26 protein-coding genes are annotated in these 26,052 nt (G+C 71.2%); 14 read left to right on the forward strand and 12 right to left on the reverse strand.

What is annotated here, in order from left to right:
• Window positions 1-301: 301 nt before the first annotated feature.
• The 6 genes from DEJ49_RS20830 to DEJ49_RS20855 all read left to right on the forward strand — a co-directional run bounded on the left by DEJ49_RS20830 (window position 302) and on the right by DEJ49_RS20855 (window position 7,376).
• The gene (locus DEJ49_RS20830) at window positions 302-1,057 is read left to right on the forward strand and encodes a redox-sensing transcriptional repressor Rex (RefSeq protein WP_150170720.1); all 756 of its coding nucleotides are present in this window, start codon (window positions 302-304) and stop codon (window positions 1,055-1,057) included.
• Complete coding sequence (locus DEJ49_RS20835; RefSeq protein ID WP_150185521.1) at window positions 1,054-2,580, forward strand: glutamyl-tRNA reductase; 1,527 nt, start codon at window positions 1,054-1,056, stop codon at window positions 2,578-2,580. Before DEJ49_RS20830 ends, DEJ49_RS20835 begins: the two co-directional genes overlap by 4 nt.
• Window positions 2,577-3,536: a hydroxymethylbilane synthase gene (hemC, locus tag DEJ49_RS20840; RefSeq protein ID WP_150185522.1), complete on the forward strand. Its 960-nt coding sequence runs from the start codon at window positions 2,577-2,579 to the stop codon at window positions 3,534-3,536. The genes DEJ49_RS20835 and hemC overlap by 4 nt, the downstream gene beginning before the upstream one ends.
• The gene (locus DEJ49_RS20845) at window positions 3,533-5,188 is read left to right on the forward strand and encodes a uroporphyrinogen-III synthase (RefSeq protein ID WP_150185523.1); all 1,656 of its coding nucleotides are present in this window, start codon (window positions 3,533-3,535) and stop codon (window positions 5,186-5,188) included. Before hemC ends, DEJ49_RS20845 begins: the two co-directional genes overlap by 4 nt.
• A gap of 126 nt (window positions 5,189-5,314) precedes the next feature.
• Window positions 5,315-6,304 (forward strand): porphobilinogen synthase, encoded by a 990-nt coding sequence (gene hemB, locus DEJ49_RS20850; protein ID WP_150188359.1) that lies wholly within the window; start codon window positions 5,315-5,317, stop codon window positions 6,302-6,304.
• 91 nt (window positions 6,305-6,395) lie between these two features.
• Window positions 6,396-7,376 carry a zinc-binding dehydrogenase gene (locus tag DEJ49_RS20855; protein WP_150185524.1) on the forward strand — a complete coding sequence of 327 codons (981 nt, stop codon included), beginning with the start codon at window positions 6,396-6,398 and terminating at the stop codon, window positions 7,374-7,376.
• 17 nt (window positions 7,377-7,393) lie between these two features.
• Here DEJ49_RS20855 and DEJ49_RS20860 read toward each other — a convergent pair whose 3' ends face one another.
• Both DEJ49_RS20860 and DEJ49_RS20865 read right to left on the reverse strand, forming a co-directional pair.
• The gene (locus tag DEJ49_RS20860; RefSeq protein WP_150185525.1) at window positions 7,394-7,867 is read right to left on the reverse strand and encodes a carboxymuconolactone decarboxylase family protein; all 474 of its coding nucleotides are present in this window, start codon (window positions 7,865-7,867) and stop codon (window positions 7,394-7,396) included.
• 104 nt (window positions 7,868-7,971) lie between these two features.
• Window positions 7,972-8,187 (reverse strand): hypothetical protein, encoded by a 216-nt coding sequence (locus tag DEJ49_RS20865; protein ID WP_150185526.1) that lies wholly within the window; start codon window positions 8,185-8,187, stop codon window positions 7,972-7,974.
• Between the two features lie 185 nt (window positions 8,188-8,372).
• Here DEJ49_RS20865 and DEJ49_RS20870 point away from each other — a divergent pair, with 185 nt between their 5' ends.
• Window positions 8,373-9,638 carry a helix-turn-helix domain-containing protein gene (locus DEJ49_RS20870; protein WP_150185527.1) on the forward strand — a complete coding sequence of 422 codons (1,266 nt, stop codon included), beginning with the start codon at window positions 8,373-8,375 and terminating at the stop codon, window positions 9,636-9,638.
• Window positions 9,639-9,737: 99 nt separating this feature from the next.
• Complete coding sequence (locus DEJ49_RS20875) at window positions 9,738-10,970, forward strand: PLP-dependent aminotransferase family protein (RefSeq protein ID WP_150185528.1); 1,233 nt, start codon at window positions 9,738-9,740, stop codon at window positions 10,968-10,970.
• Here the strand turns inward: DEJ49_RS20875 and argS are convergent.
• Window positions 10,948-12,708, reverse strand: coding sequence for an arginine--tRNA ligase (gene argS, locus DEJ49_RS20880; protein WP_150185529.1), 1,761 nt, complete (start codon window positions 12,706-12,708; stop codon window positions 10,948-10,950). The two genes, DEJ49_RS20875 and argS, sit on opposite strands and share 23 nt — an antisense overlap.
• Window positions 12,709-12,853: 145 nt before the next feature.
• On the opposite strand from argS, the gene lysS reads away from it, so the two are divergent.
• Together lysS and DEJ49_RS20890 are read left to right on the forward strand one after the other, a co-directional pair.
• Window positions 12,854-14,635, forward strand: a complete 1,782-nt coding sequence (gene lysS / locus DEJ49_RS20885) for a lysine--tRNA ligase (RefSeq protein ID WP_150185530.1) — start codon at window positions 12,854-12,856, stop codon at window positions 14,633-14,635.
• An 88-nt stretch (window positions 14,636-14,723) separates the two neighbouring features.
• Window positions 14,724-14,933, forward strand: a complete 210-nt coding sequence (locus tag DEJ49_RS20890; protein WP_150185531.1) for a hypothetical protein — start codon at window positions 14,724-14,726, stop codon at window positions 14,931-14,933.
• Between the two features lie 33 nt (window positions 14,934-14,966).
• Here the strand turns inward: DEJ49_RS20890 and DEJ49_RS20895 are convergent, their stop codons facing one another.
• The 3 genes from DEJ49_RS20895 to DEJ49_RS20905 all read right to left on the reverse strand — a co-directional run bounded on the left by DEJ49_RS20895 (window position 14,967) and on the right by DEJ49_RS20905 (window position 18,540).
• The gene (locus DEJ49_RS20895) at window positions 14,967-16,319 is read right to left on the reverse strand and encodes a DUF2637 domain-containing protein (protein WP_150185532.1); all 1,353 of its coding nucleotides are present in this window, start codon (window positions 16,317-16,319) and stop codon (window positions 14,967-14,969) included.
• Window positions 16,320-16,549: 230 nt separating this feature from the next.
• Window positions 16,550-17,437: a DUF3558 domain-containing protein gene (locus DEJ49_RS20900; RefSeq protein ID WP_150185533.1), complete on the reverse strand. Its 888-nt coding sequence runs from the start codon at window positions 17,435-17,437 to the stop codon at window positions 16,550-16,552.
• A 143-nt stretch (window positions 17,438-17,580) separates the two neighbouring features.
• The gene (locus tag DEJ49_RS20905; protein WP_317850459.1) at window positions 17,581-18,540 is read right to left on the reverse strand and encodes a DUF3558 domain-containing protein; all 960 of its coding nucleotides are present in this window, start codon (window positions 18,538-18,540) and stop codon (window positions 17,581-17,583) included.
• Window positions 18,541-18,720: 180 nt separating this feature from the next.
• Here DEJ49_RS20905 and DEJ49_RS20910 point away from each other — a divergent pair, with 180 nt between their 5' ends.
• Entirely contained in the window at window positions 18,721-19,914 is a 1,194-nt protein-coding gene (locus tag DEJ49_RS20910) for an RtcB family protein (RefSeq protein ID WP_150185534.1), read from the forward strand.
• Between the two features lie 3 nt (window positions 19,915-19,917).
• Here the strand turns inward: DEJ49_RS20910 and DEJ49_RS20915 are convergent, their stop codons facing one another.
• The 5 genes from DEJ49_RS20915 to DEJ49_RS20935 all read right to left on the reverse strand — a co-directional run bounded on the left by DEJ49_RS20915 (window position 19,918) and on the right by DEJ49_RS20935 (window position 22,773).
• Entirely contained in the window at window positions 19,918-20,127 is a 210-nt protein-coding gene (locus DEJ49_RS20915; protein ID WP_150185535.1) for a hypothetical protein, read from the reverse strand.
• 2 nt (window positions 20,128-20,129) lie between these two features.
• The gene (locus DEJ49_RS20920; protein WP_150185536.1) at window positions 20,130-20,900 is read right to left on the reverse strand and encodes an SDR family NAD(P)-dependent oxidoreductase; all 771 of its coding nucleotides are present in this window, start codon (window positions 20,898-20,900) and stop codon (window positions 20,130-20,132) included.
• 59 nt (window positions 20,901-20,959) lie between these two features.
• Window positions 20,960-21,295: a YnfA family protein gene (locus DEJ49_RS20925; protein ID WP_150185537.1), complete on the reverse strand. Its 336-nt coding sequence runs from the start codon at window positions 21,293-21,295 to the stop codon at window positions 20,960-20,962.
• A 75-nt stretch (window positions 21,296-21,370) separates the two neighbouring features.
• Window positions 21,371-21,889, reverse strand: coding sequence for a GNAT family N-acetyltransferase (locus DEJ49_RS20930; protein ID WP_150185538.1), 519 nt, complete (start codon window positions 21,887-21,889; stop codon window positions 21,371-21,373).
• Window positions 21,886-22,773, reverse strand: a complete 888-nt coding sequence (locus DEJ49_RS20935; protein WP_150185539.1) for a helix-turn-helix domain-containing protein — start codon at window positions 22,771-22,773, stop codon at window positions 21,886-21,888. The genes DEJ49_RS20930 and DEJ49_RS20935 overlap by 4 nt, the downstream gene beginning before the upstream one ends.
• An 89-nt stretch (window positions 22,774-22,862) precedes the next feature.
• Between DEJ49_RS20935 and DEJ49_RS20940 the strand changes: the two genes are divergently transcribed.
• The 3 genes from DEJ49_RS20940 to DEJ49_RS20950 all read left to right on the forward strand — a co-directional run bounded on the left by DEJ49_RS20940 (window position 22,863) and on the right by DEJ49_RS20950 (window position 25,296).
• Window positions 22,863-23,513: a TIGR03086 family metal-binding protein gene (locus DEJ49_RS20940; RefSeq protein ID WP_150185540.1), complete on the forward strand. Its 651-nt coding sequence runs from the start codon at window positions 22,863-22,865 to the stop codon at window positions 23,511-23,513.
• A gap of 89 nt (window positions 23,514-23,602) precedes the next feature.
• Window positions 23,603-24,706: an LLM class flavin-dependent oxidoreductase gene (locus DEJ49_RS20945; RefSeq protein ID WP_150185541.1), complete on the forward strand. Its 1,104-nt coding sequence runs from the start codon at window positions 23,603-23,605 to the stop codon at window positions 24,704-24,706.
• The gene (locus DEJ49_RS20950; protein ID WP_150185542.1) at window positions 24,703-25,296 is read left to right on the forward strand and encodes an FMN reductase; all 594 of its coding nucleotides are present in this window, start codon (window positions 24,703-24,705) and stop codon (window positions 25,294-25,296) included. Before DEJ49_RS20945 ends, DEJ49_RS20950 begins: the two co-directional genes overlap by 4 nt.
• 27 nt (window positions 25,297-25,323) lie before the next feature.
• On the opposite strand, the gene DEJ49_RS20955 is transcribed toward DEJ49_RS20950, so the two are convergent.
• Entirely contained in the window at window positions 25,324-25,761 is a 438-nt protein-coding gene (locus DEJ49_RS20955) for a hypothetical protein (RefSeq protein ID WP_016640275.1), read from the reverse strand.
• Window positions 25,762-26,052 lie beyond the last annotated feature (291 nt).

The following is a 26,052-nucleotide window of genomic DNA, read 5'->3' on the forward strand; positions in this document are numbered from 1 at the left end:
CTCCGGCACTGACCGACCAGTCCAAAGTGCCCGCGAAGTCGATTACCCTTTAGGGCGGTTTTGGTCTCGGGGGCGACGATCGTGAGGAGAGTGTGCGGTTTTGCCCCCATCAAATGAGCAACGATGCCGCCCGCGCGCCGGTTCCACGATCGTGCGCCGGGAGCGCGTGACCCCGGTCACGTTGGCCGGGCAAATCGGACACCATCTTTGTGCACGCGTTCACAAAGACATAGCCTGCATTCGACGGGGCGGTCTGGGGACGAGTGACCGCCTGCAGCCCCGCTCTACCCGCAGGAGCACCGTGGCAACTGGCCGAACTCACCGACCGGCGACCCGCAGCCGAGGGATTCCCGAGGCCACCGTCGCCAGGCTTCCGCTGTACCTCCGAGCCCTCACCGCACTGTCGGAGCGCTCGGTGCCCACGGTCTCCTCCGAGGAGCTCGCGGCCGCCGCGGGGGTCAACTCCGCGAAGCTGCGCAAGGACTTCTCGTACCTGGGTTCCTACGGGACGCGCGGCGTCGGCTACGACGTCGAGTATCTCGTCTACCAGATCTCCCGTGAACTGGGCCTCACCCAGGACTGGCCGGTCGTCATCGTCGGCATTGGCAACCTCGGTGCCGCGCTCGCCAATTACGGCGGGTTCGCCTCGCGCGGGTTCCGTGTCGCCGCGCTCATCGACGCCGACCCCGCGATGGCGGGCACCCCGGTCGCCGGCATGCCGGTGCAGCACACCGACGAGCTCGAGAAGATCATCAGCGACAACGGCGTCTCGATCGGCGTGATCTCGACGCCCGCCGGCGCGGCCCAGCAGGTCTGCGAGCGGCTCGTCGCCGCCGGTGTGACCTCCATCCTGAACTTCGCGCCGACGGTCCTTTCCGTGCCGGACGGCGTCGACGTGCGCAAGGTCGACCTCTCCATCGAGCTGCAGATCCTCGCCTTCCACGAGCAGCGCAAGGCCGGTGAGGACGCCGCCCCCGAGGGCCCCGTCCCGCCCGTCTCCGCCAAGCAGCAGCGCAAGGGACCCGACGGGGACGTCCCCGCCGTGATGCCGGCATGAGTCTCCTGGTCGTGGGGCTGAGTCACCGCAGCGCCCCGGTGAGCGTCCTGGAGCGCGCCGCGCTGTCCGTCGACGCGCAGGCCAAGCTCCTGCAGGACACCCTGGCCGCCGAGCCCGCCGCCGAGGCGGCCGTGCTCGCCACCTGCAACCGCATCGAGCTCTACGCCGACGTGGACAAGTTCCACGCGGGCGTCGCCGAGCTGTCCACGCTGCTCGCGCAGCACAGCGGCGTCGGCCTGGAGGAGCTCACCCCTTATCTGTACGTCCACTACGAGGACCGCGCCGTCCACCACCTGTTCTCGGTGGCGTGCGGACTCGACTCGATGGTCGTCGGCGAGGGACAGATCCTCGGCCAGATAAAGGACGCCCTGGCGCGCTCGCAGGAGCTGCACACCGCGGGCAAGCTCCTCAACGACCTCTTCCAGCAGGCCCTGCGGGTCGGCAAGCGCGCCCACTCCGAGACCGGCATCGACCGGGCCGGACAGTCGCTCGTGACCTTCGGCCTCGAACAGCTCGCCGCGGGTGCGCCCGTGGAGGCCTGGGCCGAAGGCAAGCGCGCGCTGGTCATCGGCGCCGGTTCGATGTCCTCGCTGGCCGCCGCGACGCTCGCGCGCGCGGGCGTCCGCGAGCTGGTCATCGCCAACCGCACCGAGGAGCGGGCCCGGCGCCTCGCCGAGATCCTCGCGGACTCCGGCACCGACGCCCTGGCACGCGCCGTCCCCATGGCCGACGTGGGCGACGAACTGACACGTGCCGACGTGGTCGTCTCCTGCACCGGCGCGACCGGACTCGTCCTCACGGCCGAGGCCGTCGCCGCGGCGGTGGGCCGTGCGACCCCGGCACCGGCCGTGCGGGACACCCCCGCGCCCGCCGCGGACCATGCCGATGTCACCGGAGGCGACGCCACCGGCTTCGAACAGCACGCCGCGTGGCTGGAGAAGGCACAGGGCGAGGGCCCGGCGCCGGCCGCCGCGCGGGACGGCGGCGCCCCCGACGGGCGTACGACGTCACTCGCACTCCTCGACCTCGCCATGCCGCGCGACATCGACGCCGCCGTCCACCGCATCGACGGGGTGCGCCTCGTCGACATCGAGTCGCTCGCCGAGGCGTCCGCGGACGCCCCGATGGCCGACGACGTGGAGAAGGTCCGCGGCATCGTCTCCGACGAGGTCGCCGCCTTCGGCGCCGCCCAGCGCGCCGCGCACATCACGCCGACCGTGGTCGCCCTGCGCACCATGGCCGCCGACGTGGTGGCCGGCGAGATGGCCCGGCTCGAAGGACGTCTGCCGGGCCTGGAGGACAAGCAACGCGCGGAGATCACGCAGACCGTCCGCCGCGTCGTCGACAAGCTGCTCCACGCACCCACGGTGCGGGTCAAGCAGCTGGCGAGCGAGCCCGGCGGCGCCGGGTACGCGGACGCGCTGCGCACGCTCTTCGACCTCGACCCGCAGACGGTCGCGGCGGTCAGCAGGGCTGACCACATGAACAACGAGAACGACGACCCGAATAGAGGCCGGGCATGACCGAGAGGGCCTATCGACTCGGGACCAGGCGCAGCAAGCTGGCCATGACCCAGTCCGGCCACGTGGCCGAGGCTGTCCAGAAGCTGACGGGGCGACCCGTCGAGCTCGTGGAGATCACGACGTACGGCGACACCTCGCGCGAGCACCTCGCACAGATCGGTGGCACCGGCGTCTTCGTCGCCGCGCTGCGCGAGGCGCTGGCCAGTGGCGAGGTCGACTTCGCCGTCCACTCGCTCAAGGACCTGCCCACCGCGCAGCCCGCCGAGCTCACCCTCGCCGCCGTGCCGGTCCGCGAGGACCCGCGCGACGCGCTGGTGGCGCGCGACGGCCTGAAGTTCGCGGAGCTGCCCGACGGCGCCCGCGTGGGCACCGGTTCGCCGCGCCGCATGGCGCAGCTGAACGCCTACGCGCGCAGCCACGGCATGTCCATCCGGACCGTGCCGATCCGCGGGAACGTCGACACCCGCATCGGATACGTGCACAAGGGTGAGCTCGACGCCGTCGTCCTCGCCGCCGCCGGACTCAACCGCGTCGGCAGGGCCGACGAGGTGACCGAGCTCCTGTCGGTCGACACCGTTCTGCCCGCCCCCGGCCAGGGGGCACTGGCGGTCGAGTGTGCCGCGCACAACGCGTCACTCGCCGCCGCGCTCGCCGAGCTCGACGACCCGTACACCCGGGTCGCCGTGACCGCCGAGCGGTCCCTGCTCGCCGCCCTGGAGGCCGGTTGCAGCGCACCCGTGGGAGCGCTGGCCGACGTCCTGGCCGACGGGCAGATTGTCAAGGAGATGCGCCTGCGCGGCGTCGTCGGTACGACCGACGGCTCGTCGCTGGTGCAGCTGTCCACCACCGGTCCCGTGCCCGAGACGGAGACCCAAGCCATGGCGCTGGGCCGCGAACTCGCGGCCGAGATGCTCGCCAAGGGCGCGGCCGGTCTGATGGGGGAGCGAGCACTTTGAGCCCCACCTCGAACCTTCCCGGCCTTCCCGCACACGGGCACGTCACCTTCCTCGGTGCCGGACCCGGAGATCCGGGACTGCTGACCCTCCGCGCCGTCGAGGCGCTGGCCCGAGCGGATGTGCTGATCGCCGAGCCGGATGTGCTCGACGTCGTCCGCGTGCACGCCAGGGGAGGTGTGGACACACCCCAGCCTGCGGCTGACGACACGTCAATGAACGCCGACGCGACGCCGTTCCGAGCTGCGGCCAATCTTGTCATGGAGGCCGCGAGGGGCGGCAGGCGGGTCGTGCGTGCGGTGAGCGGCGACCCGGGCCTCGACACGTACGCGGCCGAGGAGATGCTGGCCTGCGCCGCCGCCGGCATCCCCTTCGAGGTCGTGCCCGGCATCGCGGCCGCCGTCGGTGTGCCCGCGTACGCGGGTGTGCCGCTGCGGGACGCGCAGGGCACGGACGTCCGCTTCGTCGACGCCCGTACCGCGTCCGACCGCTGCTGGAGCGAGGTCGGCGTGTCCGACGGGACCGTCGTCGTCTCGACGGCCCTGGACTCCGTGGCCGCGGCCGCCGGTGAACTGGTCGCCGCGGGCCGCAAGCCGGACACCCCGATGACCGTGACCGTCGCCGGTACGACGACGCGCCAGCGCACCTGGACCGCGACGCTCGGCACCATCGCGCAGGTCCTCAAGCAGGCGAAGGTGCTGCCCTCGCCGGACGGCGGCAGGCCCGTCATAGCCGTGGTCGGCGAGTGTTCGGCCCCCGCCCAGCGCGACCAGCTGTCGTGGTTCGAGTCGAAGCCGCTCTTCGGGTGGCGCGTCCTCGTGCCGCGTACGAAGGAACAGGCGGCCTCGCTCTCCGACCAGCTGCGGTCCTACGGCGCCGTGCCCCACGAGGTCCCGACCATCGCGGTCGAGCCGCCGCGCACGCCCCAGCAGATGGAGCGCGCGGTCAAGGGCCTGGTCACCGGGCGGTACGAGTGGATCGCCTTCACGTCCGTCAACGCCGTCAAGGCGGTGCGGGAGAAGTTCGAGGAGTACGGGCTCGACGCGCGTGCCTTCGCCGGGATCAAGGTCGCGGCCGTCGGTGAGCAGACCGCCGCCGCGCTGGTCGCCTTCGGTGTGAAGCCGGATCTGGTGCCGAGCGGTGAGCAGTCGGCCGCGGGGCTCCTGGAGGACTGGCCGCCGTACGACCCGGTCTTCGACCCGATCGACCGGGTGTTCCTGCCGCGGGCCGACATCGCCACGGAGACGCTGGTCGCCGGGCTGATCGACCTCGGGTGGGAGGTCGACGACGTCACCGCGTACCGGACGGTGCGGGCGTCGCCGCCGCCGGCGGACACGCGCGAGGCGATCAAGGGCGGTGGCTTCGACGCGGTGCTCTTCACGTCGTCGTCGACGGTGCGGAACCTTGTCGGGATCGCCGGGAAGCCGCACAACGTGACCGTCATCGCCTGCATCGGGCCTGCCACCGCGAAGACCGCGGAGGAGCACGGGCTGCGGGTGGATGTGATGGCTCCTGAGCCGTCCGTGCACAAGCTGGCCGAGGCGTTGGCGGAGTTCGGTACGGCTCGCCGGGCGGCGGCGCTTGAGGCGGGTGACCCCGTCACTCGGCCCAGTGAGCGTCGGCCCGGGTCCCGTAGACGGCGTGCGGCACCCTGAGAGCCCGGCACCGTTGATCACCGGCTTCGCCGAGTTCGTCCTCAAGCGCCGGACGGGCTGAATATGTCCCGGCCCCGGCTGAGTTCCTCGGCCGGGGCCGGAACATTTCGTGAGGTGAGAGAGACAGTGACGAAGTACGGATCGTTTCCCGGGGCGCGGCCTCGGCGGCTGCGGACCACGCCCGCCATGCGGCGCATGGTTGCCGAGACGCGGCTGCACCCGGCCGATCTGATCCTGCCCGCGTTCGTGCGCGAGGGGATCAGCGACCCCGTGGAGATCGGGGCCATGCCCGGTGTCTTCCAGCACACCCGCGACAGCCTGAAGAAGGCCGCCGTCGAGGCCATGGAGGCCGGGGTCGCCGGGATCATGCTGTTCGGTGTGCCGGAGGAGTCCAAGAAGGACGCCGTGGGCACGGCGGGCACGGACCCGGACGGGATTCTGCAGGTCGCGCTCCGTGACGTGCGCGACGAGGTCGGCGACGACCTCATCGTCATGTCGGACCTGTGCCTCGACGAGACCACCGACCACGGTCACTGCGGTGTCCTGGACGACCAGGGGCGCGTGGACAACGACGCGACCCTGGAGCGCTACGCGGAGATGGCGCAGGTGCAGGCCGACGCGGGCGCGCACGTGGTGGGCCCGAGCGGCATGATGGACGGTCAGATCGGTGTCATCCGTGACGCGCTGGACCAGGTCGGCCACGAGGACGTGTCCATCCTCGCGTACACCGCGAAGTACTCCTCGGCCTTCTACGGCCCGTTCAGGGAGGCCGTCGGGTCGTCCCTGAAGGGGGACCGCAAGACCTACCAGCAGGACCCGGCGAACACCCGCGAGTCCCTGCGCGAGCTGGCGCTCGACCTCGAAGAGGGCGCCGACATGGTGATGGTGAAGCCCGCAGGCCCCTACCTCGACATCCTCGCCCGGATCTCCGACGCGGTCGACGTGCCGGTGGCGGCGTACCAGATCAGTGGCGAGTACGCGATGATCGAGGCCGCCGCCGAGCGGGGCTGGATCGACCGGGACCGGGCGATCATGGAGTCCCTGACGGGGATCAAGCGCGCGGGCGCCAACATGATCCTCACGTACTGGGCGACCGAGGTCGCCCGGCAGCTCTGAGGTTTCCGTCAAGCGCCCTTGACCTCAAGTTTGCTTGAGGTCGGAGGGTGGTGTGCATCGACGTACGTTTCCACGTTCCGAGGAGCACACCATGCGCGCTGTCGTCCTGCACGAGTTCGGTCCCGCCGAGAACCTGCGGTACGAGACCCTGCCCGACCCCGTCGCGGGGCCCGGGCAGGTCCGGATCGCCGTGAGGGCGGCGGGAGTTCACTTCGTCGAGACCGTCATGCGCCGGGGCGAGGCGTCCGACATGGCGCCACCGCTGCCCGAGCTGCCCGCGGTCTTCGGCGGCGAGGTCGCGGGGACGGTGGAGTCCGTGGGGCCCGGCGTCGACACCGCGTGGCTCGGGCGTGCCGTCGTCGTCCCGCGTGCGGTCCCGGGCGGGTACGCCGAGCTGGCCGTCGCCGACGTCGAGCAGGCACACATCGTCCCCGACGGGCTCGGCTTCGAGACCGCCGTGACCATGGTGATGACCGGGGCCACCACCATGGGGCTGCTGGCAGTGGCCCAACTCCGTGCCGATGACGTGGTGTTGGTGACCTCCGCCGCCGGGGGCGTGGGGCGGCTCGTCGTCCAGTACGCGCACGCCCTCGGGGCGACGGTCGTCGGCGCGGCGGGCGGGCCCGCCAAGGTCGACGCCGTACGTGCGCTCGGCGCCGACATCGCCGTCGACTACAACCGGCCCGGCTGGGAGCGCGAGGTCGCCGAGAGGCTCGGCGGCGGGCGGCGCGTCACCGCCGTACTCGACGGGGTGAGCGGCGAAAAGGGCGCTGCCGCCTTCGAGCTGATCGCCGACGGCGGGCGGTACGTCGTCATCGGCTGGTCGTCGCAGAACGCCTTCGAACCGGAGGCGGCAGTGCTGCGGGAGCGGGGCATCACCTTCACCAACGCGCTGCTGCGGTTGATCGAGAACCCCGGCGACGGCCCGGCGCACGAACGGCGCGCCCTGGAGGCCGCCGCCAAGGGGGAGTTGGTGCCCGCCGTCCAGACGTTCCCCCTCGACCGGGCGGCCGAGGCGCACGCCGCCATCGAGCGGCGCGAGACGACGGGCAAGGTGGTGCTGGTCCCGTAGCGGACGCCCGTGCCGGATCAGCCGAACTGGCCGGGCCGGTAGTCGCCGGCGGGCTGCTGCAGCATCACGTTCAGACGGTTGTAGCTGTTGATGAGGGAGATCAGCAGCGTCAGGCCGGCGAGCTGCTCCTCGTCGAAGTGCTTGGCGGCGTTCGCCCAGACCTCGTCCGGGACCCCGCCCGCCGCGTCGGCGATGCGAGTGCCCTCCTCCGCCAGCTCCAGGGCGGCGCGCTCGGCGTCGGTGAAGACCGTGGCCTCGCGCCACGCGGCGACCAGGTGCAGGCGCGTCGCGTTCTCACCGGCGGCGATCGCCTCCTTGGTGTGCATGTCGAGGCAGAAGCCGCAGCCGTTGATCTGGCTCGCGCGGATCCTGACCAGTTCCTGCGTGGTGGCGGGCAGCCCCGTCTCCGAGACGATCCTGTCGACCGCGGTGAGGTGCTTCACGGCCTTGCCTGCGGACGGGCTGGCGAAGACGTTCAAACGGGCTTCCATGATGTGCTCCTGTGCCGTTGGCCGGTGTTTCTCGGTCGTACACAGTGAGGACGGACGAGCCCGGCCGGAATGTGACAGGGACGGGTGTGACCTGCGTTACGCCCTCACCCGCACACCGGATTCCGTTCGGTGCGCCGGTTGGAGCCCGGGAGCGGAACCGTGCTGTGCTGGTCCGTCGGCCGCGTCACGAGCGTCGCGGCGCCCTCGTCCCGCGTGCCGGTTCCGTCGGTGCAGCCCGTCAGGGAGAGGACGCCGATGGCCAGCGCCGTGACCGTGACGCTGCGGACAGCGGGGGCGATCCGGGAACCGGTGAGGGGCATGGCTGGTCCTTACTGTGTGCCGGATGCGGCGTGTTTGGATGGCCTGGAGGGCACAGCCTGTGCCGTCGCGGGCCCTGAGTGCCACGCCTGTGGGGGAGTTGGGGACGCTGGAACGTCCGCACCGGCTCTGAGCTGGGGGAACGACGTCCCCTTGGAACGCGTGAATGGAATGGTGGAGGGCGGAGATGGCGACTCTCGCGGAGCTGCTGCGGGAGCTCAAGGAGCGGTCCGGGCTCAGTTACGGAGTGCTGGCGAAGCGGCTCCACATGAGCACGTCGACGTTGCACCGGTACTGCAACGGGGACGCCGTGCCGACCGAGTTCGCTCCCGTGGAGCGGTTCGCCCGCCTCTGCAAGGCGTCCCCGGAAGAGCTCGTCGAAGTCCACCGGCGGTGGATCCTCGCGGACGCCTCGCGGGGCAAGAAGGCGACGGAACCGGAGCGCGCGGAACCCGGTCCTGAAACCCCCGCCCGCGAGCCCGAGTTGGTCGCCGACCGGCCGCGGTCCTCCCCGGCGTCGCGCAGGCGGCGCCCTCTCATCCTCGCCGCCGCCGTCGCCGCGGTCGTCGGCATCAGCTCCGTCGCCCTCGCCATGAACGGCGACAGCGACGACGGCAAGAAGCGGGACACCGGCGCGGCGGCCTCGCCCCGCCCCGGCGACTCGCCCGACGACGCCCCCACCGGCAAGAGCAAGGGCAAGGACAAGGGCGACGACGACAAGAAGAAGGACGACGACAAGAAGAAGGACGGCGCCTCCGCCTCGCCCTCCAAGGGCAGCCACCCCGACCCCGAGGCCTCCCGCGGCCCCGGCAAGGGCCCGGCCTCCGCGGGCGGCAACGGCGGCAGCGCCTTCGACGTACCGGTGACGGTGCGCACCAGGCCGTACGCCATGGACGACCCCTGCCTGCAGGACTTCCTCGTGAACCGCAAGGCCTCCGAGGTGCCGGAGCAGCCCGCCGTGCAGGACGCGGCAGGCTGGGTCGGTGACCTCGGCGCCGTCCCGGCGGGCCGGCAGCTCATCGAGGTCACCGTGCAGGGCACGGGCGACGAAACCGTCGTCCTGCAGGACATGAACGTCCGGGTGCAGAGCACCAGCGCGCCGCTTGCCTGGAACAACTTCCAGATGGCGACCGGCTGCGGCGGCGACGTCGACCCCAAGTCCTTCTCCATCGACCTCGACGACGCATCGCCTCAGGTCAAGCCCAGGTCGGGCCAGCGCGACTTCCCGTACAAGGTCAGCGAGAAGGACCCCGAGGTCTTCTTCATCATCGCCAATACCGATCTGCACGACGTGCGGTGGTACCTGGAGCTGGAGTGGTCCAGCGGCAAGCGGCACGACTCCCTGCGCATCGACGACCAGAGCAAGCCGTTCCGCACCAGCGGCAAGAAGGGGCGCCCCACGTACGGCTGGCCGCCCGGCTACGACAAGTGGATCAAGCAGCCGAACGGCTGACCCGGCACGGCCGCGTCCGCATCCCGGAATGGCGTGTGTGGCCCGCACCTGCGTGCTTAGGGTGCGGGCACAGCCGCCAGAGCCGAAGGAGCCGTCGCCGTGACCGTCACCGAGCCCTCCCGCACCGCAGCCCCCCTGCCGCCGCTCGCCGCGCGCGCCGCGGCCGTCGGCGGCTCACCGGTACGGGACATCCTCGCGGTCACCGCGCGGCCCGAGGTCATCAACTTCGCGGGCGGCCTCCCCGCCCCCGGCCTCTTCGACGGCGAGGGCATCGCGGCCGCGTTCCGCGCGGTCCTCGAAGAGACCCCCGAGCGGGCGCTCCAGTACGCGACGACCGAGGGCGAGCCCGCCCTGCGTACCGCCATAGCCGCCCGTACGACCGCCCGGGGCCTGCCGACCGACGCCGACGACGTGCTCGTCACCACCGGATCGCAGCAGGCGCTCTCGCTCCTCGCGACCGCGCTCGTCGAGCCCGGCGACACCGTCCTCGTCGAGAACCCCTGCTACCTCGCGGCCCTCCAGGCCTTCGCGTTCGCCGGGGCCCGCGTGGTGCCCGTGCCCTGCGACGAGGCCGGCATCGACCCGGCCGCCCTCGACGACCTCGTCGCCCTGCACCGCCCCAAGCTCCTGTACACCGTCCCCACCTTCCAGAACCCGACGGGACGCACCCTGCCCGCCGACCGCCGCGCGGCGATCGCCCGGGTCGCCGAGCGGCGCGGACTGTGGATCGTCGAGGACGACCCGTACGGCGAGCTGCGCTTCGAGGGGGAGCGGGCGCCGTGGATCGCCACCTACCCCGGCGCCGGGGACAGGACCGTGCTCCTCTCCAGCTTCTCCAAGGTCATGGCGCCCGGCCTGCGGCTCGGCTGGCTGCGCGCCCCCGCCGGCCTCCTGCGCGCCTGCGCCGTCGCCAAGCAGGCCGCGGACCTGCACACGCCCACCGTCAACCAGCTCGCCGCGGCCCGCTACCTGGCCGACCGGGACCTGGACGCGCACGTCGCCCGCGTGGCCGGCGTCTACCGCGAGCGGCGCGACGCGATACTCGCGGGCCTCGCGGACGCGCTCCCCGACGGGTCCTCCTGGATCCGCCCCGAGGGCGGTATGTTCGTCTGGGCGAAGCTCCCCGACGGCCACGACACGACCGAGCTGCTGCGCACGGTCATCACGCACGACGTGGCCTACGTGCCGGGCGCCCCGTTCTTCGCGGCCGAGCCCGACCGGGCGACCCTCCGGATGTGCTTCGTGACGCAGACACCGGAGGAGATCGCCGAGGGCTTGCGGCGCCTGGAACGGGCGCTCGCGGAAGCCGTCAGAGGCGCTCGGGCGTCCTGATGCCCAGCAGCGCCATGCCCTGGTGCAGGGTGCGGGCCGTGATGTCGCACAGGAACAGACGGTTCTCGACCTGCGCCGGGGTCTCGGCCTTCAGGACCGGGCACTTGTCGTAGAACGTCGTGTACAGCGACGCAAGCTGGTACAGGTACGCCGCCAGCTTGTGCGGCGCGTACTCAGCGGCGGCCTCCGCGACCGTGTCGCCGAACGCGTCCAGGTGCAGGCCCAGCGCCCGCTCCGCCGCGGCGAGTCCGAGCTCCGGGTGCGCGGTGGGGCGCGCGCTGTCGCCCGCCTTGCGCAGGATCGACTTGATGCGCGCGTACGCGTACTGGAGGTAGACCGACGTGTCGCCGTTCAGGGAGACCATCTGGTCGAGGTCGAACTTGTAGTCACGGTTCGCCGACGTCGACAGGTCCGCGTACTTCACGGCACCGATGCCGACCTGGAAGGCCCGCTCCTGGATCTCCTCCTCGGTGAGGTCGCGCGCCTTCTCCCGCACGACGTCCGCCGCGCGCTGCACCGCCTCGTCCAGGAGGTCCTCCAGGCGCACCGTCTCGCCCGCACGCGTCTTGAACGGCTTGCCGTCCGCGCCGAGCACCGTGCCGTAGCCCATGTTGTGCGCGGTGACGTCGTCGTTCAGCCAGCCCATCCGGCGGGCCGCCTCGAAGACCATCTTGAAGTGCAGGGACTGGCGTACGTCCACCACGTACAGCAGCGTCGTCGCGTCCAGGTCGACGACCCGGTTGCGGATCGCCGAGAGGTCGGACGCCGCGTAACCGAAGCCGCCGTCCGCCTTCTGCACGATCAGCGGGACCGGCTGGTCGTCCTTGCCGCGGATCTCGTCGAAGAACACGACGAGCGCGCCCTCGGAGCGGACGGCGACGCCCGACTCCTCCAGGAGACGGGCGGTCTCCGGCATCATGTCGTTGTACGCGGACTCGCCGACGATCTCGTCGTCGCGGACCTCCATGTCCAGCTTCTCGAAGACCGAGTAGAAGTAGACCTTCGACTCGTCGACGAAGCGCTGCCACAGGTCGAGCGTCTCCTCGTCGCCGGACTGCAGGGCGACGACCCGCTTGCGGGCCCGCTCCTTGAACTCCTCGTCCGTGTCGAAGACGGCACGCGACGCCTTGTAGATCCGGTTCAGGTTCGACATGGCCTGCTCGCCGTCGACCTCGTCGGCCGGTGCCAGCTCGCCCGGGTTCTCGATCAGGTACTGGATGAGCATGCCGAACTGGGTTCCCCAGTCGCCGATGTGGTGGCGGCCGATCGTCTTCTCGCCGGTGAAGTCCAGCATGTGGCGCAGCGCGTCACCGATGACGGCGGAGCGCAGGTGGCCGACGTGCATCTCCTTCGCCACGTTCGGCTGCGCGTAGTCGATCACCGTCGTGCCCGCGGCGGGGTTCAGCGGCACGCCGAGCCGCTCGCCGTCGGCGGCACGGGCCGCGAGGGTCTCCGTGATCGCCTTGTCGGTGACCGTGACGTTCAGGAACCCGGGGCCCGACACCTCGACGTCGGCGAGCAGCTCGCCGTGCGTGATCCGCTCGACGACCTGGGCGGCCAGCTCACGCGGGTTCGCCTTGGCCTTCTTCGCGAGCGCCAGGATGCCGTTGGCCTGGAAGTCGGCCCGGTCGCTACGTCGCAGCAGCGGGTCCGCGGCGCCGGCCTCCGGCAGGGCAGCCGAGAGGGCGTCCGCGAGGCGCTGGTGGACGGAAGCGGTGAGGGACGTGACCGAGGCCATGAATGGGTGCCGTTCTGCTCGGGTGCCTGGGCGTGCTGAAGCTACGAAAACCGAGTATCCCACGCGGTGAAAAGCGGTTTTCGCGGTTAGGGGACGACCTGGGAGAATGGCTCCGTCAAGCGGTACTCACGTAGAGAAGAAAGGCGTGCCGATCGTGGCTCAGAGCACCGATACCACCGACTGGGTCTCCCGCTATGCGGATGAGGTCATCGCCGAGTCGGAGCGTCGTGCCCCGGGCGCGAAACAGGACGGCACCGCCGCGCCGGTCGTCGTCGTGGCCTCCGGACTCTCCCCCTCCGGCCCCATCCACCTGGGCAACCTCCGCGAGGTCATGACCCCGCACCTGGTCGCCGACGAGATCCGCCGCCGCGGGTACCAGGTCCGCCACCTCATCTCCTGGGACGACTACGACCGGTACCGCAAGGTCCCGGCCGGCGTCCCCGGCATCGACGAGTCCTGGGCCGAGCACATCGGCAAGCCCCTGACGTCCGTCCCGGCGCCCGCGGGCTCCGCGTACCCGAACTGGGCCGAGCACTTCAAGGCCGCGATGACCGCGTCCCTGGACGAGCTCGGCGTCGAGTACGACGGGATCAGCCAGACCGAGCAGTACACCTCCGGTGCCTACCGCGAGCAGATCCTGCACGCCATGAAGCACCGCGGCGACATCGACGCGATCCTCGACCAGTACCGCACCAAGAAGGACCCCGCCAAGGCCGGCAAGGGCAAGCAGCAGCAGAAGCCCGTCGACGAGGCCGAGCTGGAGGCCGCCGAGGGTTCCGGCGCGGCCTCCGAGGACGACGGCAGCGGCGGCACCGGCGGGTACTACCCGTACAAGCCGTACTGCGGCCAGTGCGAGAAGGACCTGACGACCGTCGTCTCCTACGACGACGAGACCACCGAGCTCGTCTACACCTGCACCGCGTGCGGCTTCGGCGAGACGGTCCGGCTCAGCGAGTTCAACCGCGGCAAGCTGGTCTGGAAGGTCGACTGGCCGATGCGCTGGGCGTACGAGGGCGTGATCTTCGAGCCGTCCGGCGTCGACCACTCGTCCCCGGGCTCCTCCTTCGTCGTCGGCGGCCAGATCGTGCGCCAGATCTTCGACGGCGTACAGCCCATCGGCCCCATGTACGCCTTCGTGGGCATCTCCGGCATGGCGAAGATGTCGTCCTCCAAGGGCGGCGTACCGACCCCGGCCGACGCCCTGAAGATCATGGAGGCGCCGCTGCTCCGCTGGCTGTACGCGCGCCGCAAGCCCAACCAGTCCTTCAAGATCGCCTTCGACCAGGAGATCCAGCGGCTCTACGACGAGTGGGACAAGCTGGAGGCGAAGGTCGCCGACGGCTCGGCGCTCCCCGCGGACGCCGCCGCGCACTCACGCGCGGTCCGCACGGCCGCCGGTGAGCTGCCGCGCACCCCGCGCCCGCTGCCGTACCGCACGCTGGCCTCCGTCGCCGACATCACCGCCGGCGCCGAGGACCAGACCCTGCGCATCCTGCGGGACCTGGACCCCTCCGACCCGATCACGTCCCTCGACGAGACCCGGCCGCGCCTCGACCGCGCCGAGAACTGGATCACCACCCAGGTCCCGGCCGAGGCCCGCACCATCGTCCGCTCCGAGCCGGACACGGAGCTCCTCGGCTCCCTGGACGACGCGGGCCGCGAGTCCCTGCGCCTCCTCCTGGAGGGCCTGGACTCCCACTGGTCCCTGGACGGCCTGACCCACCTCGTCTACGGCGTGCCGAAGGTGCAGGCGGGCTTCTCCGCGGACGCTACGGCGAAGGAACTCCCGGCGGAGATCAAGGTCGCCCAGCGCTCCTTCTTCGCCCTGCTCTACCGCCTCCTGGTCACCCGCGAGACCGGCCCGCGCCTGCCCACGCTGCTCCTCGCGGTCGGCGCGGACCGCGTACGCAAGCTGCTCGGCGCGTAGCCCCCCGGACGAGCTGCATCCTTCGGACTACCTCCGGTTCGGCCGGAGGCAGGACGTGAACGGCCGATTCCCGGCCGATGGTGGACGCATGAAAGAAATCATCGCCATCGTCGGCTGGGTCGTCGGCATCCAGGGAGCACTGGGCGTCGCGGGACGCACCTTCGGGGACGAGCCCTGGGGGATGCTGAAGAAGTGGTGGGACGTGCCCACGCCCCTCTACGCCGCGCTCATCGTGGTGGGCGTCGTGCTCGCGGTCTACGGGGAGACGGCGAAGAAGAGGCAGAGGGCACGGGCCTGAACCCGCGCCCTCCCTGACCTGCTGCTGGGATGACTACGCGATGTGGTCTTCCATCAGCTCGTTGTCCAGGCGGGCCGTGAACCGGTCCATGTAGTTGTTCAGCTCACGGGACTGCAGGCGCAGCCCGAACGCCGCCTCCGCGTTCGCCGCGAACGCGCCAGGCGTCGGCATGCCCTCACCCTCTATCGAGTGCCGGAACACCTGGTACAGGTCCTCGTCCGAGGGGGCCGGAGCGGGGGCGGGGCCCTGGACGGGCGCCTGGGGCTGGTGCTCCGCGCCCTCGCCGAGGGGGCGGGTGCCGCCCGCGCCGTTCGGGACGGGGAACGGCAGCTGTTCCTCCTGCTGCGCGCCCTGCGCGTGGGGCTGCCCGTCGGGCGACTGCTGCCGCTCCTGCTCCGCGTACCACTCGTCGTACGGGGCCACCGGGGCGTACGACGCGTTGTGCGCGGCGAACCAGGGGCTCGCGTGGTTCGCGACCGGGAGGGCTTCCTCCGGGGACGCGGACTGCTCCGTTTCCGTTTCCGGCTCCGGCTCCGGCTGGGCGGGGACGGTGGCGGTGTCGGGCTCCCGCTCCGGGGCCGCCGGGAGTTGGGGCTGCTGCGGGGCCTCCGCCTCGGGTGCCTTCGTCATCGAGACCTGCGGGACCTGAGAGGTCTGCGAGACCTGCGACACCTGCGAGGTCTGGGGGGCCGGCGGGAGCAGGACCGGATCGATGCCCGCCGCCGCCAGGCCCGCCGGAGCCGTCTCGGCGAGCGGGACGCCGTAACGGGCAAGGCGCAGCGGCATCAGCGACTCCACCGGCGCCTTGCGGCGCCAGCCGCGGCCGAAGCGGGCCTGCAGGCGCGCCTGGTAGACGAGGCGCTCCTGTTCGAGCTTGATGACCTGCTCGTACGACCGCAGCTCCCACAGCTTCATGCGGCGCCACAGCTTGAACGTGGGGACGGGGGAGAGCAGCCAGCGCGTCAGGCGCACGCCCTCCATGTGCTTGTCGGCGGTGATGTCCGCGATCCGGCCCACCGCGTGCCGCGCCGCCTCGACGGCCACCACGAACAGCACCGGGATCACCGCGTGCATGCCCACGCCCAGCGGGTCGGGCCAGGCAGCCGCGGCGTTGAACGCGATCGTCGCCGCCGTGAGCAGCCACGCCGTCTGACGCAGCAGCGGGAAGGGGATGCGGAGCCAGGTCAGCAGGAGGTCCAGGGCGAGCAGCACGCAGATGCCCGCGTCGACGCCGATGGGGAAGACCACCGAGAAGTCGCCGAACCCCTTCTCCTCGGCGAGCTCGCGCACGGCCGCGTACGACCCCGCGAAGCCGATCCCGGCGATGACGACCGCTCCGGCGACGACCACTCCGATGAGTATCCGGTGCGTGCGTGTCAGCTGCATCGCGGCCACCCGCGAACCCCTCCCTGTGCAAGACCGTGTGTCGGCTTGTAGCGGCTAGTGGCGCCGTGCGGCGCCGTATTGCGAGCGACAGCCTGGCACATACGTCCGGAACGCTGTGTGCCGGTACGCGTGCCGTTACGTGCCCCGGTACGCCGGGAGCCCGGCCCGTGAGGGGCCGGGCTCCGTCAACCTGCCTGATGAGGGCGCGTGTTGGGCGATGTGCGGGAGCGTCAGGACTTGGCGCTGCTGTGGCTCTTCTTCTTGTCGTCGGAGCCGTCGTCGGACTTCTTGTCGTCCGACTTCTTCTCGTCCGACGTGCCGTCCTCGGACTTCTTGTCGTCCGTCTTCGGCTTCTCGCTCGCGCCCGACGAGGCCTTCCCGCCGCCCTCGTTGGCCGCGACGACCGCCTCGGCGGCCTCCTTCGCTGCCTGCTGCGCGTCCTTGCCCAGCTTGCCCGCGTCCGGCGTCTTGTCGCCCGCGAGGCCCGCGCCGTTGAAGTCGACGGTGACGACCGCGTTCTCCACGCGCGTCACGAACGTCTGCTGCTTGAAGGTGTCCTTGTCCTTCTTCAGGTCGTACCGCACGAGCGTCGCCTGCTGGCCGACACCCTGCACCGGCTCCGCCTTGACGTTCTTCGCGTCCTTCGTCGCCTGCGCGTCGGCGACCTGCTTCGCGAAGCTGTCCTGCGCGCGCTTGGCACCGCTGCCGAGCGACGCGTCCGACTCGAAACGCATCAGCGAGACGCGCAGCCAGCGGAACTGCGAACCGTCCACGCCGTTGTTGTCGAGGCTGTCCCAGGAGCAGCTGCCGCGCAGCGCCGTGTCGCTGGACGTGCCGGCCTTGCCGGACTTGTCCTTCGCCTTCGGCACCAGGTTCTCGAGCGTCTTCTTCGACAGGACGTCGCAGGGCTCCGGCAGCTTGGCGTACGCGGCCTCCTCCACGCTCGCGGCCTCGTCGCCGGACTTGGCCGACGCCGAGGACTTGGCGCCCGAGTCCTTCTTCGACGCGTCGGATCCGGAGTCGGAGGAGCAGCCGGCGACGAGGATCACCGGTACGGCGGCCGCGCAGACGAGGAGGCGGCTGCGGAGCTGTCGCTTTCGCTGTGCAGGTCGGTGCATGGTTCCTTCACTCTGTTCGTCTCGTGACGTCCAGTTCGTCTCGTGACGTCGTCGGGTCCGAGGGGCCACGGTACGCGCATGGGGCGGCGGACGACTCCGCTTCGGGGGGCGGGGGCCCCGCCCGTACCCGCCCCGGCCACCTGCTACTCGTCGAACTCGCCGGCCAGGCTGTCCGCCAGGTCCTGCGCTTTGTCCTGCATTTCCTTGCTGTCGGGGACGTCCGTGCGCCGGCCCGGCTGCTCGTCGTACTCGATGGTCACGATGACGTTCGACGTGCGGAACACCACAGTCACGGTGCGGTGACGGGAGGCGGAGGTGGCGGTGGTGAGGACGTCGTCGAGGAACGCCTCGTCACCGAGGTCGGAGAGGGTGCGGGGCTCCAGGCCGGGGGGCGGGGTCACGGGCTCGGAGGTGGCGGTGCCGTCGAGGAGGGCGCCGGAGTCCCGCGGGGCCTGAGCAGCGCCCTCGCGCTTGCCCTTGCGGCTGCTCTTCTCGCCGCCGCGGTTGTCGTCCGAGCGGGCGTTCTTGCCGCCCTGGGGCTTGGCACCGGCCTTGTCGCCGGCTTCCTCGCCCTTGCCGCCCTTGTCCGTGGCGGAGCTCTTGTCCCCGTCCGGCTCCTTCGTGCTCTCCGTGGGCGCGTCGGACGGGCGGGAGAGGCCGGCCTCGCGCAGCTTCGTCGCGTAGACCTCGGCGGCGCGGGCGTCGTCGCTGACCGAGCCGTCGTACGACACGACGCGCTCGAAGTCGATGAGCAGGTGGTGCGAGGCGCCGGTCGACTCGATCTTCCAGTTGCAGCCCACGCGGCGGTCGGTGTCGTACGTCACCGTGGGGGTGCCCTCGTACGCCTTCTCGCGCTGCTCGGGGTCGTCCATCTCCGGGATGCCGGGCAGCATCGCGTCGAGGGCGTCCTCGCCGACCGCGCCGCAGGGCTCCGGGAGGGTGCGGTACTTGCCGGGCTGCGCCGAGGCGTTCGAACTGGCGCTGCCGCCCGGCTTGGAGTCGTCGCTCCCGTCACCGCTGCCGGACCCGCCGCTGCAGCCGGTCAGCACGACCGCGAGGAGCGCGGCGACGCCCGGTACACAGGCCTTGGCCTTCAGCTGCACCGTATGGCTCCTCTCGCCTGGCTCTGCCTGGTTAATGGGTTGCCGCTGGTGGGCGGCCGGTGGACACAATGTGTATCGCACGCGCTGCCGTGGACGCCGGTCCGTCACCCCTTTCGTTGACCTTGGCGCCGGTATTTGCGCTTCTAGGCTTGTAGTTGTTTTCGGGGGAATGAGGACGTTATGTCGTATGTAGAGGTTCCCGGGGCGAAGGTCCCGATACGGATGTGGACGGATCCGGCCACGGTCGAGGACTCGGCGATGCGCCAGCTCCAGAACGTGGCGACGCTGCCGTGGATCAAGGGCCTGGCGGTCATGCCGGACGTCCACTACGGCAAGGGCGCGACGGTCGGCTCGGTGATCGCCATGCGCGGCGCGGTCTGCCCGGCGGCGGTCGGCGTCGACATCGGCTGCGGCATGTCGGCGGTCAAGACGTCCCTGACCGCGAACGACCTTCCGGGTGACCTGTCCCGCCTGCGCTCGAAGATCGAGCAGGCGATTCCGGTGGGGCGGGGCATGCACGAGGACCCCGTCGGGCCGGGGCGCTTCCATGGGATGGCCACGGCTGGGTGGGATGACTTCTGGGGGCGGTTCGAGGGGGTCGCCGAAGCGGTCAAATTCCGTAACGAACGTGCCTTGAAGCAGATGGGAACGCTCGGATCGGGCAATCACATGATCGAGTTCTGTCTCGATGCGGAAGGTGCGGTGTGGCTGATGCTGCACTCCGGCTCCCGCAACATCGGCAAGGAACTCGCCGAGCATCACATCGGCGTCGCCCAGAAGCTCTCGCACAACCAGGGGCTGGTCGACCGTGACCTCGCGGTCTTCGTCTCGGACACGCCCCAGATGGCGGCATACCGGAACGACCTCTTCTGGGCTCAGGAGTACGCGAAGCACAACCGCGCGATCATGATGGCGCTGTTCAAGGACGTGGTCCGCAAGGAGTTCAAGAAGGCCAAGCCCACGTTCGAGCGGGAAATCTCCTGCCACCACAACTACGTGGCGGAGGAGCGGTACGACGGCGTCGATTTGCTGGTCACCCGCAAGGGGGCCATCCGCGCTGGGTCCGGCGATTACGGGATCATTCCCGGGTCCATGGGCACCAGTTCGTACATCGTCAAGGGCCTCGGCAACGAGAAGGCCTTCAACTCGGCCTCTCACGGCGCGGGGCGGCGTATGAGCCGTGGCGCGGCGAAGCGGCGCTTCACGGTCAAGGACCTGGAGGAGCAGACGAGGGGTGTCGAGTGCCGTAAGGACTCGGGAGTGCTGGACGAGATCCCGGCGGCCTACAAGCCGATCGAGCAGGTGATGGAGCACCAGCGCGACCTCGTGGAGGTCGTGGCGAAGCTGAAGCAGGTCGTCTGCGTGAAGGGCTGACCGTCACTTCGCGTGGGTGACCGCGTAGATCATGATGAACGCGACGATGTGGATGCCGAAGAGGAAGTACGCCAGGTACCACCAGACCAGGCGTTCGTTCTTCGCCTCTTCGGCGAGGGTGCGGGACTCGTGTTCGTGGGTGAGGCGTTCCAGGGGGTCGGGGGAGTCCGCGGAGTACGCGGGGCGGCCGGGGTCGTCGCCGGGGAGGCGCATCGTCAGGACTCCCTGTGGACCTTGCTGTTGGAAGCCTGGGCGCGGGGGCGGACCACCAGGAGGTCGATGTTGACGTGCGGGGGCCGTGTGACCGCCCACGTGATCGTGTCGGCCACGTCGTCCGCGGTGAGCGGCTCGGCGACGCCCGCGTAGACCTTCGCGGCCTTGTCGGCGTCGCCGCCGAAGCGGGTCAGGGCGAACTCGTCCGTCTTGACCATGCCGGGGGCGACCTCGATGACGCGGACCGGCGTGCCGACGATTTCCAGGCGGAGGGTCTCGGCGAGTACGTGCTCGGCGTGCTTCGCGGCCACGTAGCCGCCGCCCCCCTCGTACGTGCCGTGCCCCGCGGTCGACGAGAGGACGACCACCGTGCCGTCGCCGCTCGCGGTGAGGGCGGGGAGGAGGGCCTGGGTGACGTTGAGCGTGCCGATGACGTTCGTCTCGTACATCTGGCGCCAGTCCGCCGGGTCGCTGCTCGCCACGGGGTCCGCGCCCAGCGCGCCGCCCGCGTTGTTCACCAGGACCGCGATCCTGCGGAACGCGGTGGCGAACTCGTCGACGGCCGCGCGGTCGGTGACGTCGAGCGCGTACGCGACCGCGTCGTGACCGGCGTCGGTCAGCTCGGCGGCGAGCGCCTCGATGCGGTCCTTGCGGCGCGCGGTGAGGACGACGCGGTAACCCGCGGCGGCGAGGCCGCGGGCGGTGGCGGCGCCGATACCGCTGCTCGCGCCGGTGACGATCGCGATGCGGGTGGCTGCGGCGGCGGCGGTCATGGGCGCTCCTCGGGCGGGCAGGCAGTCAGGCAGTGGTTCGGTCAGGATATGTGTGCGGTTCAGCGGCCCCTCGGCGCGTACATGATTACGGCCATACCCGCGAGGCAGATCAGTGCCCCCGCGATGTCCCACCGGTCGGGCCGGTAGCCGTCCGCGGCCATGCCCCAGGCGATCGAGCCCGCGACGAAGATTCCGCCGTACGCGGCGAGGATGCGGCCGAACTCGGCGTCGGGCTGCAGCGTGGCCACGAAGCCGTAGATGCCGAGCGCGAGCACGCCCGCGCCGATCCACGCCCAGCCCTTGTGCTCCCGTACGCCCTGCCAGACGAGCCAGGCGCCGCCGATCTCGAAGAGCGCGGCCAGGACGAAGAGTGCGGCGGAGCGTGCGATGAGCATGGTCGACAGGGTGGCAGACGGGGGTGCGTCGTGCGGGCGTCGTACGTGCGTCATAGGTGCGTCGTGCGGACGGTGTCAGCGGTCCGCGCTCAGCGTCACCCGCCAGTCGTTGCACGCGTGCCAGTTCCCCTTCGGGTACTCGACCGTCGACTCGCCCCGCAGCGTGAAGCCCGCCTTGCGGCACACCGCGTTCGACGCGCCGTGGTCCGTCGCCGGGAACGCGTGCAGGTGCGCGTGGCGGCCCGCCATCCTCGCCGCCTCGATGACGAGCCGCGCCGCATCCGCCGCGACGCCCACGCCCTGGAACTCGGGCAGGACGCCCCACCCCGTCTCCCAGACCTGCTCGCCCTGCCAGGTCGTCTCCCAGTACCCGATGGAGCCCGCGGTGCGTCCGTCCAGCGTGATGCGGAACATCTGGCCCTTGCCGTCGCCGAGCGCGAGGTAGCGACGGTGGCGGTCCGCGACCTTCTCGTCCGTCTCGGGGCCGCCCAGGTGTGACGTCATCTCGGGGGTGTTGAGACGGTGGAGGAGTGTCAGGCCGTCCTCCTCGGACCAGGGGGCGAGCCGCAGGTCTCGTGCCGGTGATCGCTTCATGTCCCCACGGTAGGCGGGGGGTCTGACAGTGGCCCGTACGCCGTCGGCGGTACGCCCACCGTCGCCGTGAAGTCCCGTACGAGGTGCGCCTGGTCGGCGTACCCGAGCGTGGCCGCCAGGTCCGCCCAGTCCACGTCCCGCTCCGACTCGGCCCGCTCCAGGGCCTCGTGGATGCGGTACCGCAGGATGATCCATTTCGGTCCGACGCCGACGTACGCGGAGAACAGGCGTTGCAGGGCCCGCACCGACATGCCCTCCGCGCGCGCGAACGCGTCCACGCGCCGGATCGAGCGGTCGCCTCGGATGCGGTCGACGAGGCGCGTGGCCAGGTCCGCCTGCGGGTCCCGCGCGGGGGCGAGGTTCAGCAGGAACGTGTCGAGTGCCGCCACGCGCGCGTGCTCATCGGCGGGGGAGAGGACCTTCGTCACGGCTCCCGCAGCCTGCTCAACCGTGTGCGGGAACACCTCGTCCAGGGGGAGCCTGTGGCCCGTCAGGTCCGACAGGGGGAGGTCCGGTGCGAACGGGCGGAACGCGCCGGGGCGGAACTGCACCCCGCACACCCGCCCGCGCCCCTCCAACTTCTGCGTGAAGAGGCCCGGGCCGATGCCGGCGACCTCGCCGAAGGCGGTCTCGCCGTCCGCGGTGCCGACGGCTTCGGCCGCGTACCGCTGGAAGACGACGTTCACCGACGGGTGCGGGACGACGTGCGTGGCGTAGGGCTCGGGCAGGTCCCAGTCGATCAGCCAGTAGTGCTCCACGTAGGGGCGGAGCGCCTCGGCGGCGGCATGGCGTCGGAAGCGGACCCTGGAGAAGAGACCGGACGCGTCCACGATCCCTCGCGTGTCGCGGCGGGGGCCGTCACCGGCTGCGGGCGCGTCTGGCATGGAGGGATGGTAGAGCCCGCGGGGTCCGGCCGCCCGGAGTGTCGCGTTTCTTCAAGCCGTGGGTTCCCTCCCCTTCGTACCGTCGTCCCATGGACACTTCACGTACCCCCTCTGCCCCCTCCGGCCTCAGGATCAGCGAGCTGCTGGCCCTGGCCGTCGAGCGCGCGGCCCCCGTCGTGCGCGCCCTCCCCGGCGACGCCGGGCGCCTCGGCGCGCCCACCCCGTGCGCCGACTACGACGTGCGCGCGCTGGTCAATCACCTCTTCCACGTCGTCGTCCAGTTCCAGGAGCTGGCGGCCAAGCGCGCCTCGGACTTCTCCGAGACACCCGACTATCTGGCGGAACACGGCGCCGACTGGCGCGAGCGCCTCCTGGGCGAGGCGGAAAGGCTCGTCGTCGCCTGGGGCGAGCCCGGCGCCGACGAGGGCACCACCGGCGCGATGGACATGCCGGCCGAGACCGTCGGCTGCATGGTGCTGCTCGACCTGACCGTGCACGCGTGGGACCTGGCGCGGGCCACCGGGCAGGAGTACGCGCAGGGGGACCCGGAGGGTGACCCCGTCGTCACACGGCTCACCGCCGCCGTCGAGGCCATGGCGCCCATGGCCCGGAAGATGGGCGTCTTCGGAGAGGCCGTCCCGGTGGACGAGGCCCGTGCCTCCGCCTTCGAGCGGCTCCTCGCGTCGACGGGGCGCGATCCGTACTGGATGCCCGGCCGGGTGCGGGCCGCTCGGGAATAGCGAGGGCCGCACCCCTGTTCCGTGGGTATAGTTGAACCGTCAACAACCACGCGGAACAGACACGCGGACCCGCGGAGAGTGAGCCAGCCATGCAGTTCGGGATCTTCAGCGTCGGCGACGTGACCACCGACCCGACCAACGGCCGCACGCCGTCCGAGGCCGAGCGGATCAAGGCCATGGTCGCCATCGCGCTCAAGGCCGAGGAGGTCGGCCTCGACGTCTTCGCGACCGGCGAGCACCACAACCCGCCCTTCGTGCCGTCGTCCCCGACCACGATGCTCGGCTACATCGCCGCGCGGACCGAGCGCCTCGTCCTCTCCACCTCGACCACGCTCATCACCACCAACGACCCGGTGAAGATCGCCGAGGACTTCGCGATGCTCCAGCACCTCGCGGACGGCCGCGTCGACCTGATGATGGGCCGCGGCAACACGGGACCGGTCTACCCGTGGTTCGGCAAGGACATCCGCCAGGGCATCAACCTCGCCGTCGAGAACTACGCCCTCCTGCGCCGCCTCTGGGACGAGGACGTCGTCACCTGGGAGGGCAAGTTCCGTACGCCGCTCCAGTCGTTCACCTCGACGCCCCGGCCGCTCGACGGCGTCGCGCCCTTCGTCTGGCACGGCTCGATCAGGTCCCCGGAGATCGCCGAGCAGGCCGCGTACTACGGAGACGGCTTCTTCCACAACAACATCTTCTGGCCCGCCGAGCACACCGCGAAGATGGTCGAGCTGTACCGCTCGCGGTACGCGCACTACGGGCACGGCACGCCCGAGCAGGCGATCGTCGGCCTCGGCGGCCAGGTGTTCATGCGGAAGAACTCCCAGGACGCGGTCCGCGAGTTCCGCCCCTACTTCGACAACGCGCCCGTCTACGGACACGGCCCCTCGCTGGAGGAGTTCACCGCGCAGACCCCGCTCACCGTGGGCTCCCCGCAGCAGGTCATCGAGCGGACCCTGGCCTTCCGCGACACCGTCGGCGACTACCAGCGGCAGCTGTTCCTGATGGACCACGCCGGACTGCCGCTGAAGACCGTCCTGGAGCAGCTCGACATCCTCGGCGAGGAGGTCGTCCCCGTGCTGCGCGAGGAGTTCGCCAAGAACCGCCCGGCCGACGTCCCGGACGCGCCCACGCACGCGTCGAGGACCGCCGCGGCCCAGCAGGCCACCGCACAGGAAGAGGTCAGCGCATGAAGCTCGTCGTCGTCTCCGCGGGGCTGAGCGTGCCCTCGTCCACCCGGCTGCTCGCCGACCGGCTCGCCGCGGCCGTCGGACAGCACGCCGACGTCAGCGTCGAAGTGGTCGAACTGCGCGACCTCGCCGTCGAGATCGCGCAGAGCCTGACCACGGGATTCCCCGGGCCCGCCCTGGACGCCGCGGTCGGCGCGGTGCGCGGCGCCGACGGCCTGATCGCCGTCACGCCCGTCTTCTCCGCGTCGTACAGCGGTCTCTTCAAGTCTTTCTTCGATGCGGTCAGCGGGTTCGACAAGGACGCGCTGGCGGGGACGCCGGTCCTCGTCGCCGCGACGGGCGGCACGGCGCGGCACTCCCTCGTCCTGGACCACGCCCTGCGGCCCCTCTTCGCCTACCTGCGGGCCGTCGTCGTACCGACCGGCATCTACGCGGCGTCCGAGGACTGGGGCGCGGAAGGCCTCGCGGAGCGTCTCGACCGGGCGGGCGCGGAGCTCGCGCGGCTGATGCGGCCGACGTCCGGGGGCGCGTCCGCCGACATGCCGGTCGTCGTCCCGTTCGAGCAGCAGCTCGCCGCGCTGCGGCAGCGGTAGCCGAAGTCGAAGTCGAAGTTGCAGACGTCAGGGCCACACCAGGCAGTACGCCTGGTGGCCCGCGTCGTGCAGGCGGTGGCTGAAATCCTGCCATTCGTGCAGGAGTTGGTACACGTTGAAGGCGTCGCGCGGGCCGCCGCGGTCCGGGACCGTGGACCAGATGAACGCCGCGGCGCCCACCGACTCCTCGCCGATGCCGCGCAGCGGGTCGACGACGGTCATGGGGAGCTTCACCACGGCGTAGTCGGGGTGGAGGACGACCAGTTCGAGCGGGGGGACCTTGTGCAGGGGTATGCCCTCGATGCCGGTCAGGACCATCGCGGCCATCGTCTCCGGCTTGATCTTCGTGAACATGCCGCCCATGCCGAGCTCGTCCCCGCCGAGCTCCTCGGGCCGCATCGAGATCGGCACGCGGGCGGCGGTCGCGCCGTCCGGGGCGCCGAAGTACTTGTACGTCACCCCCACCCCGCCACTCCTGCTGCTCACCCGGTCCCGCCTGGACTCACCGGAAGCGCCGGGCGTCTGGTCGGACGCCTGCGCCGGATCCGCTTCCGCTTCGCGTCGGTGCTTGCCCCGCCGGGCACGCCGGGGGCCCAGGCCGTCGGTCCCCTCGCCCAGTCCGCCACCGCGATGCATATCTCCACCCGACTGCTTTGCCAGGGCGGCACGGCCCTGTCTTTTCTAGGCCTCGCGGCCCCCGCCACGCAACCCGATCATCGTGTCAGTGACCTCCCCCACGCTCACCCGCTAAAACGT

Source organism: Streptomyces venezuelae, from assembly GCF_008642335.1.
In the GTDB taxonomy this organism is placed as follows: Bacteria; Actinomycetota; Actinomycetes; order Streptomycetales; family Streptomycetaceae; genus Streptomyces; species Streptomyces venezuelae_F.

Coding starts and splice junctions, on each gene's coding strand:
- DEJ49_RS20835 (WP_150185521.1), top strand. CDS start 1,054: ATGAGTCTCCTGGTCGTGGGGCTGAGTCACCGCAGCGCCCCGGTGAGC.
- hemC (WP_150185522.1), top strand. CDS start 2,577: ATGACCGAGAGGGCCTATCGACTCGGGACCAGGCGCAGCAAGCTGGCC.
- DEJ49_RS20855 (WP_150185524.1), top strand. CDS start 6,396: ATGCGCGCTGTCGTCCTGCACGAGTTCGGTCCCGCCGAGAACCTGCGG.
- DEJ49_RS20860 (WP_150185525.1), bottom strand. CDS start 7,867: ATGGAAGCCCGTTTGAACGTCTTCGCCAGCCCGTCCGCAGGCAAGGCC.
- DEJ49_RS20865 (WP_150185526.1), bottom strand. CDS start 8,187: ATGCCCCTCACCGGTTCCCGGATCGCCCCCGCTGTCCGCAGCGTCACG.
- DEJ49_RS20870 (WP_150185527.1), top strand. CDS start 8,373: ATGGCGACTCTCGCGGAGCTGCTGCGGGAGCTCAAGGAGCGGTCCGGG.
- argS (WP_150185529.1), bottom strand. CDS start 12,708: ATGGCCTCGGTCACGTCCCTCACCGCTTCCGTCCACCAGCGCCTCGCG.
- DEJ49_RS20890 (WP_150185531.1), top strand. CDS start 14,724: ATGAAAGAAATCATCGCCATCGTCGGCTGGGTCGTCGGCATCCAGGGA.
- DEJ49_RS20895 (WP_150185532.1), bottom strand. CDS start 16,319: ATGCAGCTGACACGCACGCACCGGATACTCATCGGAGTGGTCGTCGCC.
- DEJ49_RS20900 (WP_150185533.1), bottom strand. CDS start 17,437: ATGCACCGACCTGCACAGCGAAAGCGACAGCTCCGCAGCCGCCTCCTC.
- DEJ49_RS20910 (WP_150185534.1), top strand. CDS start 18,721: ATGTCGTATGTAGAGGTTCCCGGGGCGAAGGTCCCGATACGGATGTGG.
- DEJ49_RS20915 (WP_150185535.1), bottom strand. CDS start 20,127: ATGCGCCTCCCCGGCGACGACCCCGGCCGCCCCGCGTACTCCGCGGAC.
- DEJ49_RS20920 (WP_150185536.1), bottom strand. CDS start 20,900: ATGACCGCCGCCGCCGCAGCCACCCGCATCGCGATCGTCACCGGCGCG.
- DEJ49_RS20925 (WP_150185537.1), bottom strand. CDS start 21,295: ATGCTCATCGCACGCTCCGCCGCACTCTTCGTCCTGGCCGCGCTCTTC.
- DEJ49_RS20930 (WP_150185538.1), bottom strand. CDS start 21,889: ATGAAGCGATCACCGGCACGAGACCTGCGGCTCGCCCCCTGGTCCGAG.
- DEJ49_RS20935 (WP_150185539.1), bottom strand. CDS start 22,773: ATGCCAGACGCGCCCGCAGCCGGTGACGGCCCCCGCCGCGACACGCGA.
- DEJ49_RS20940 (WP_150185540.1), top strand. CDS start 22,863: ATGGACACTTCACGTACCCCCTCTGCCCCCTCCGGCCTCAGGATCAGC.
- DEJ49_RS20945 (WP_150185541.1), top strand. CDS start 23,603: ATGCAGTTCGGGATCTTCAGCGTCGGCGACGTGACCACCGACCCGACC.
- DEJ49_RS20950 (WP_150185542.1), top strand. CDS start 24,703: ATGAAGCTCGTCGTCGTCTCCGCGGGGCTGAGCGTGCCCTCGTCCACC.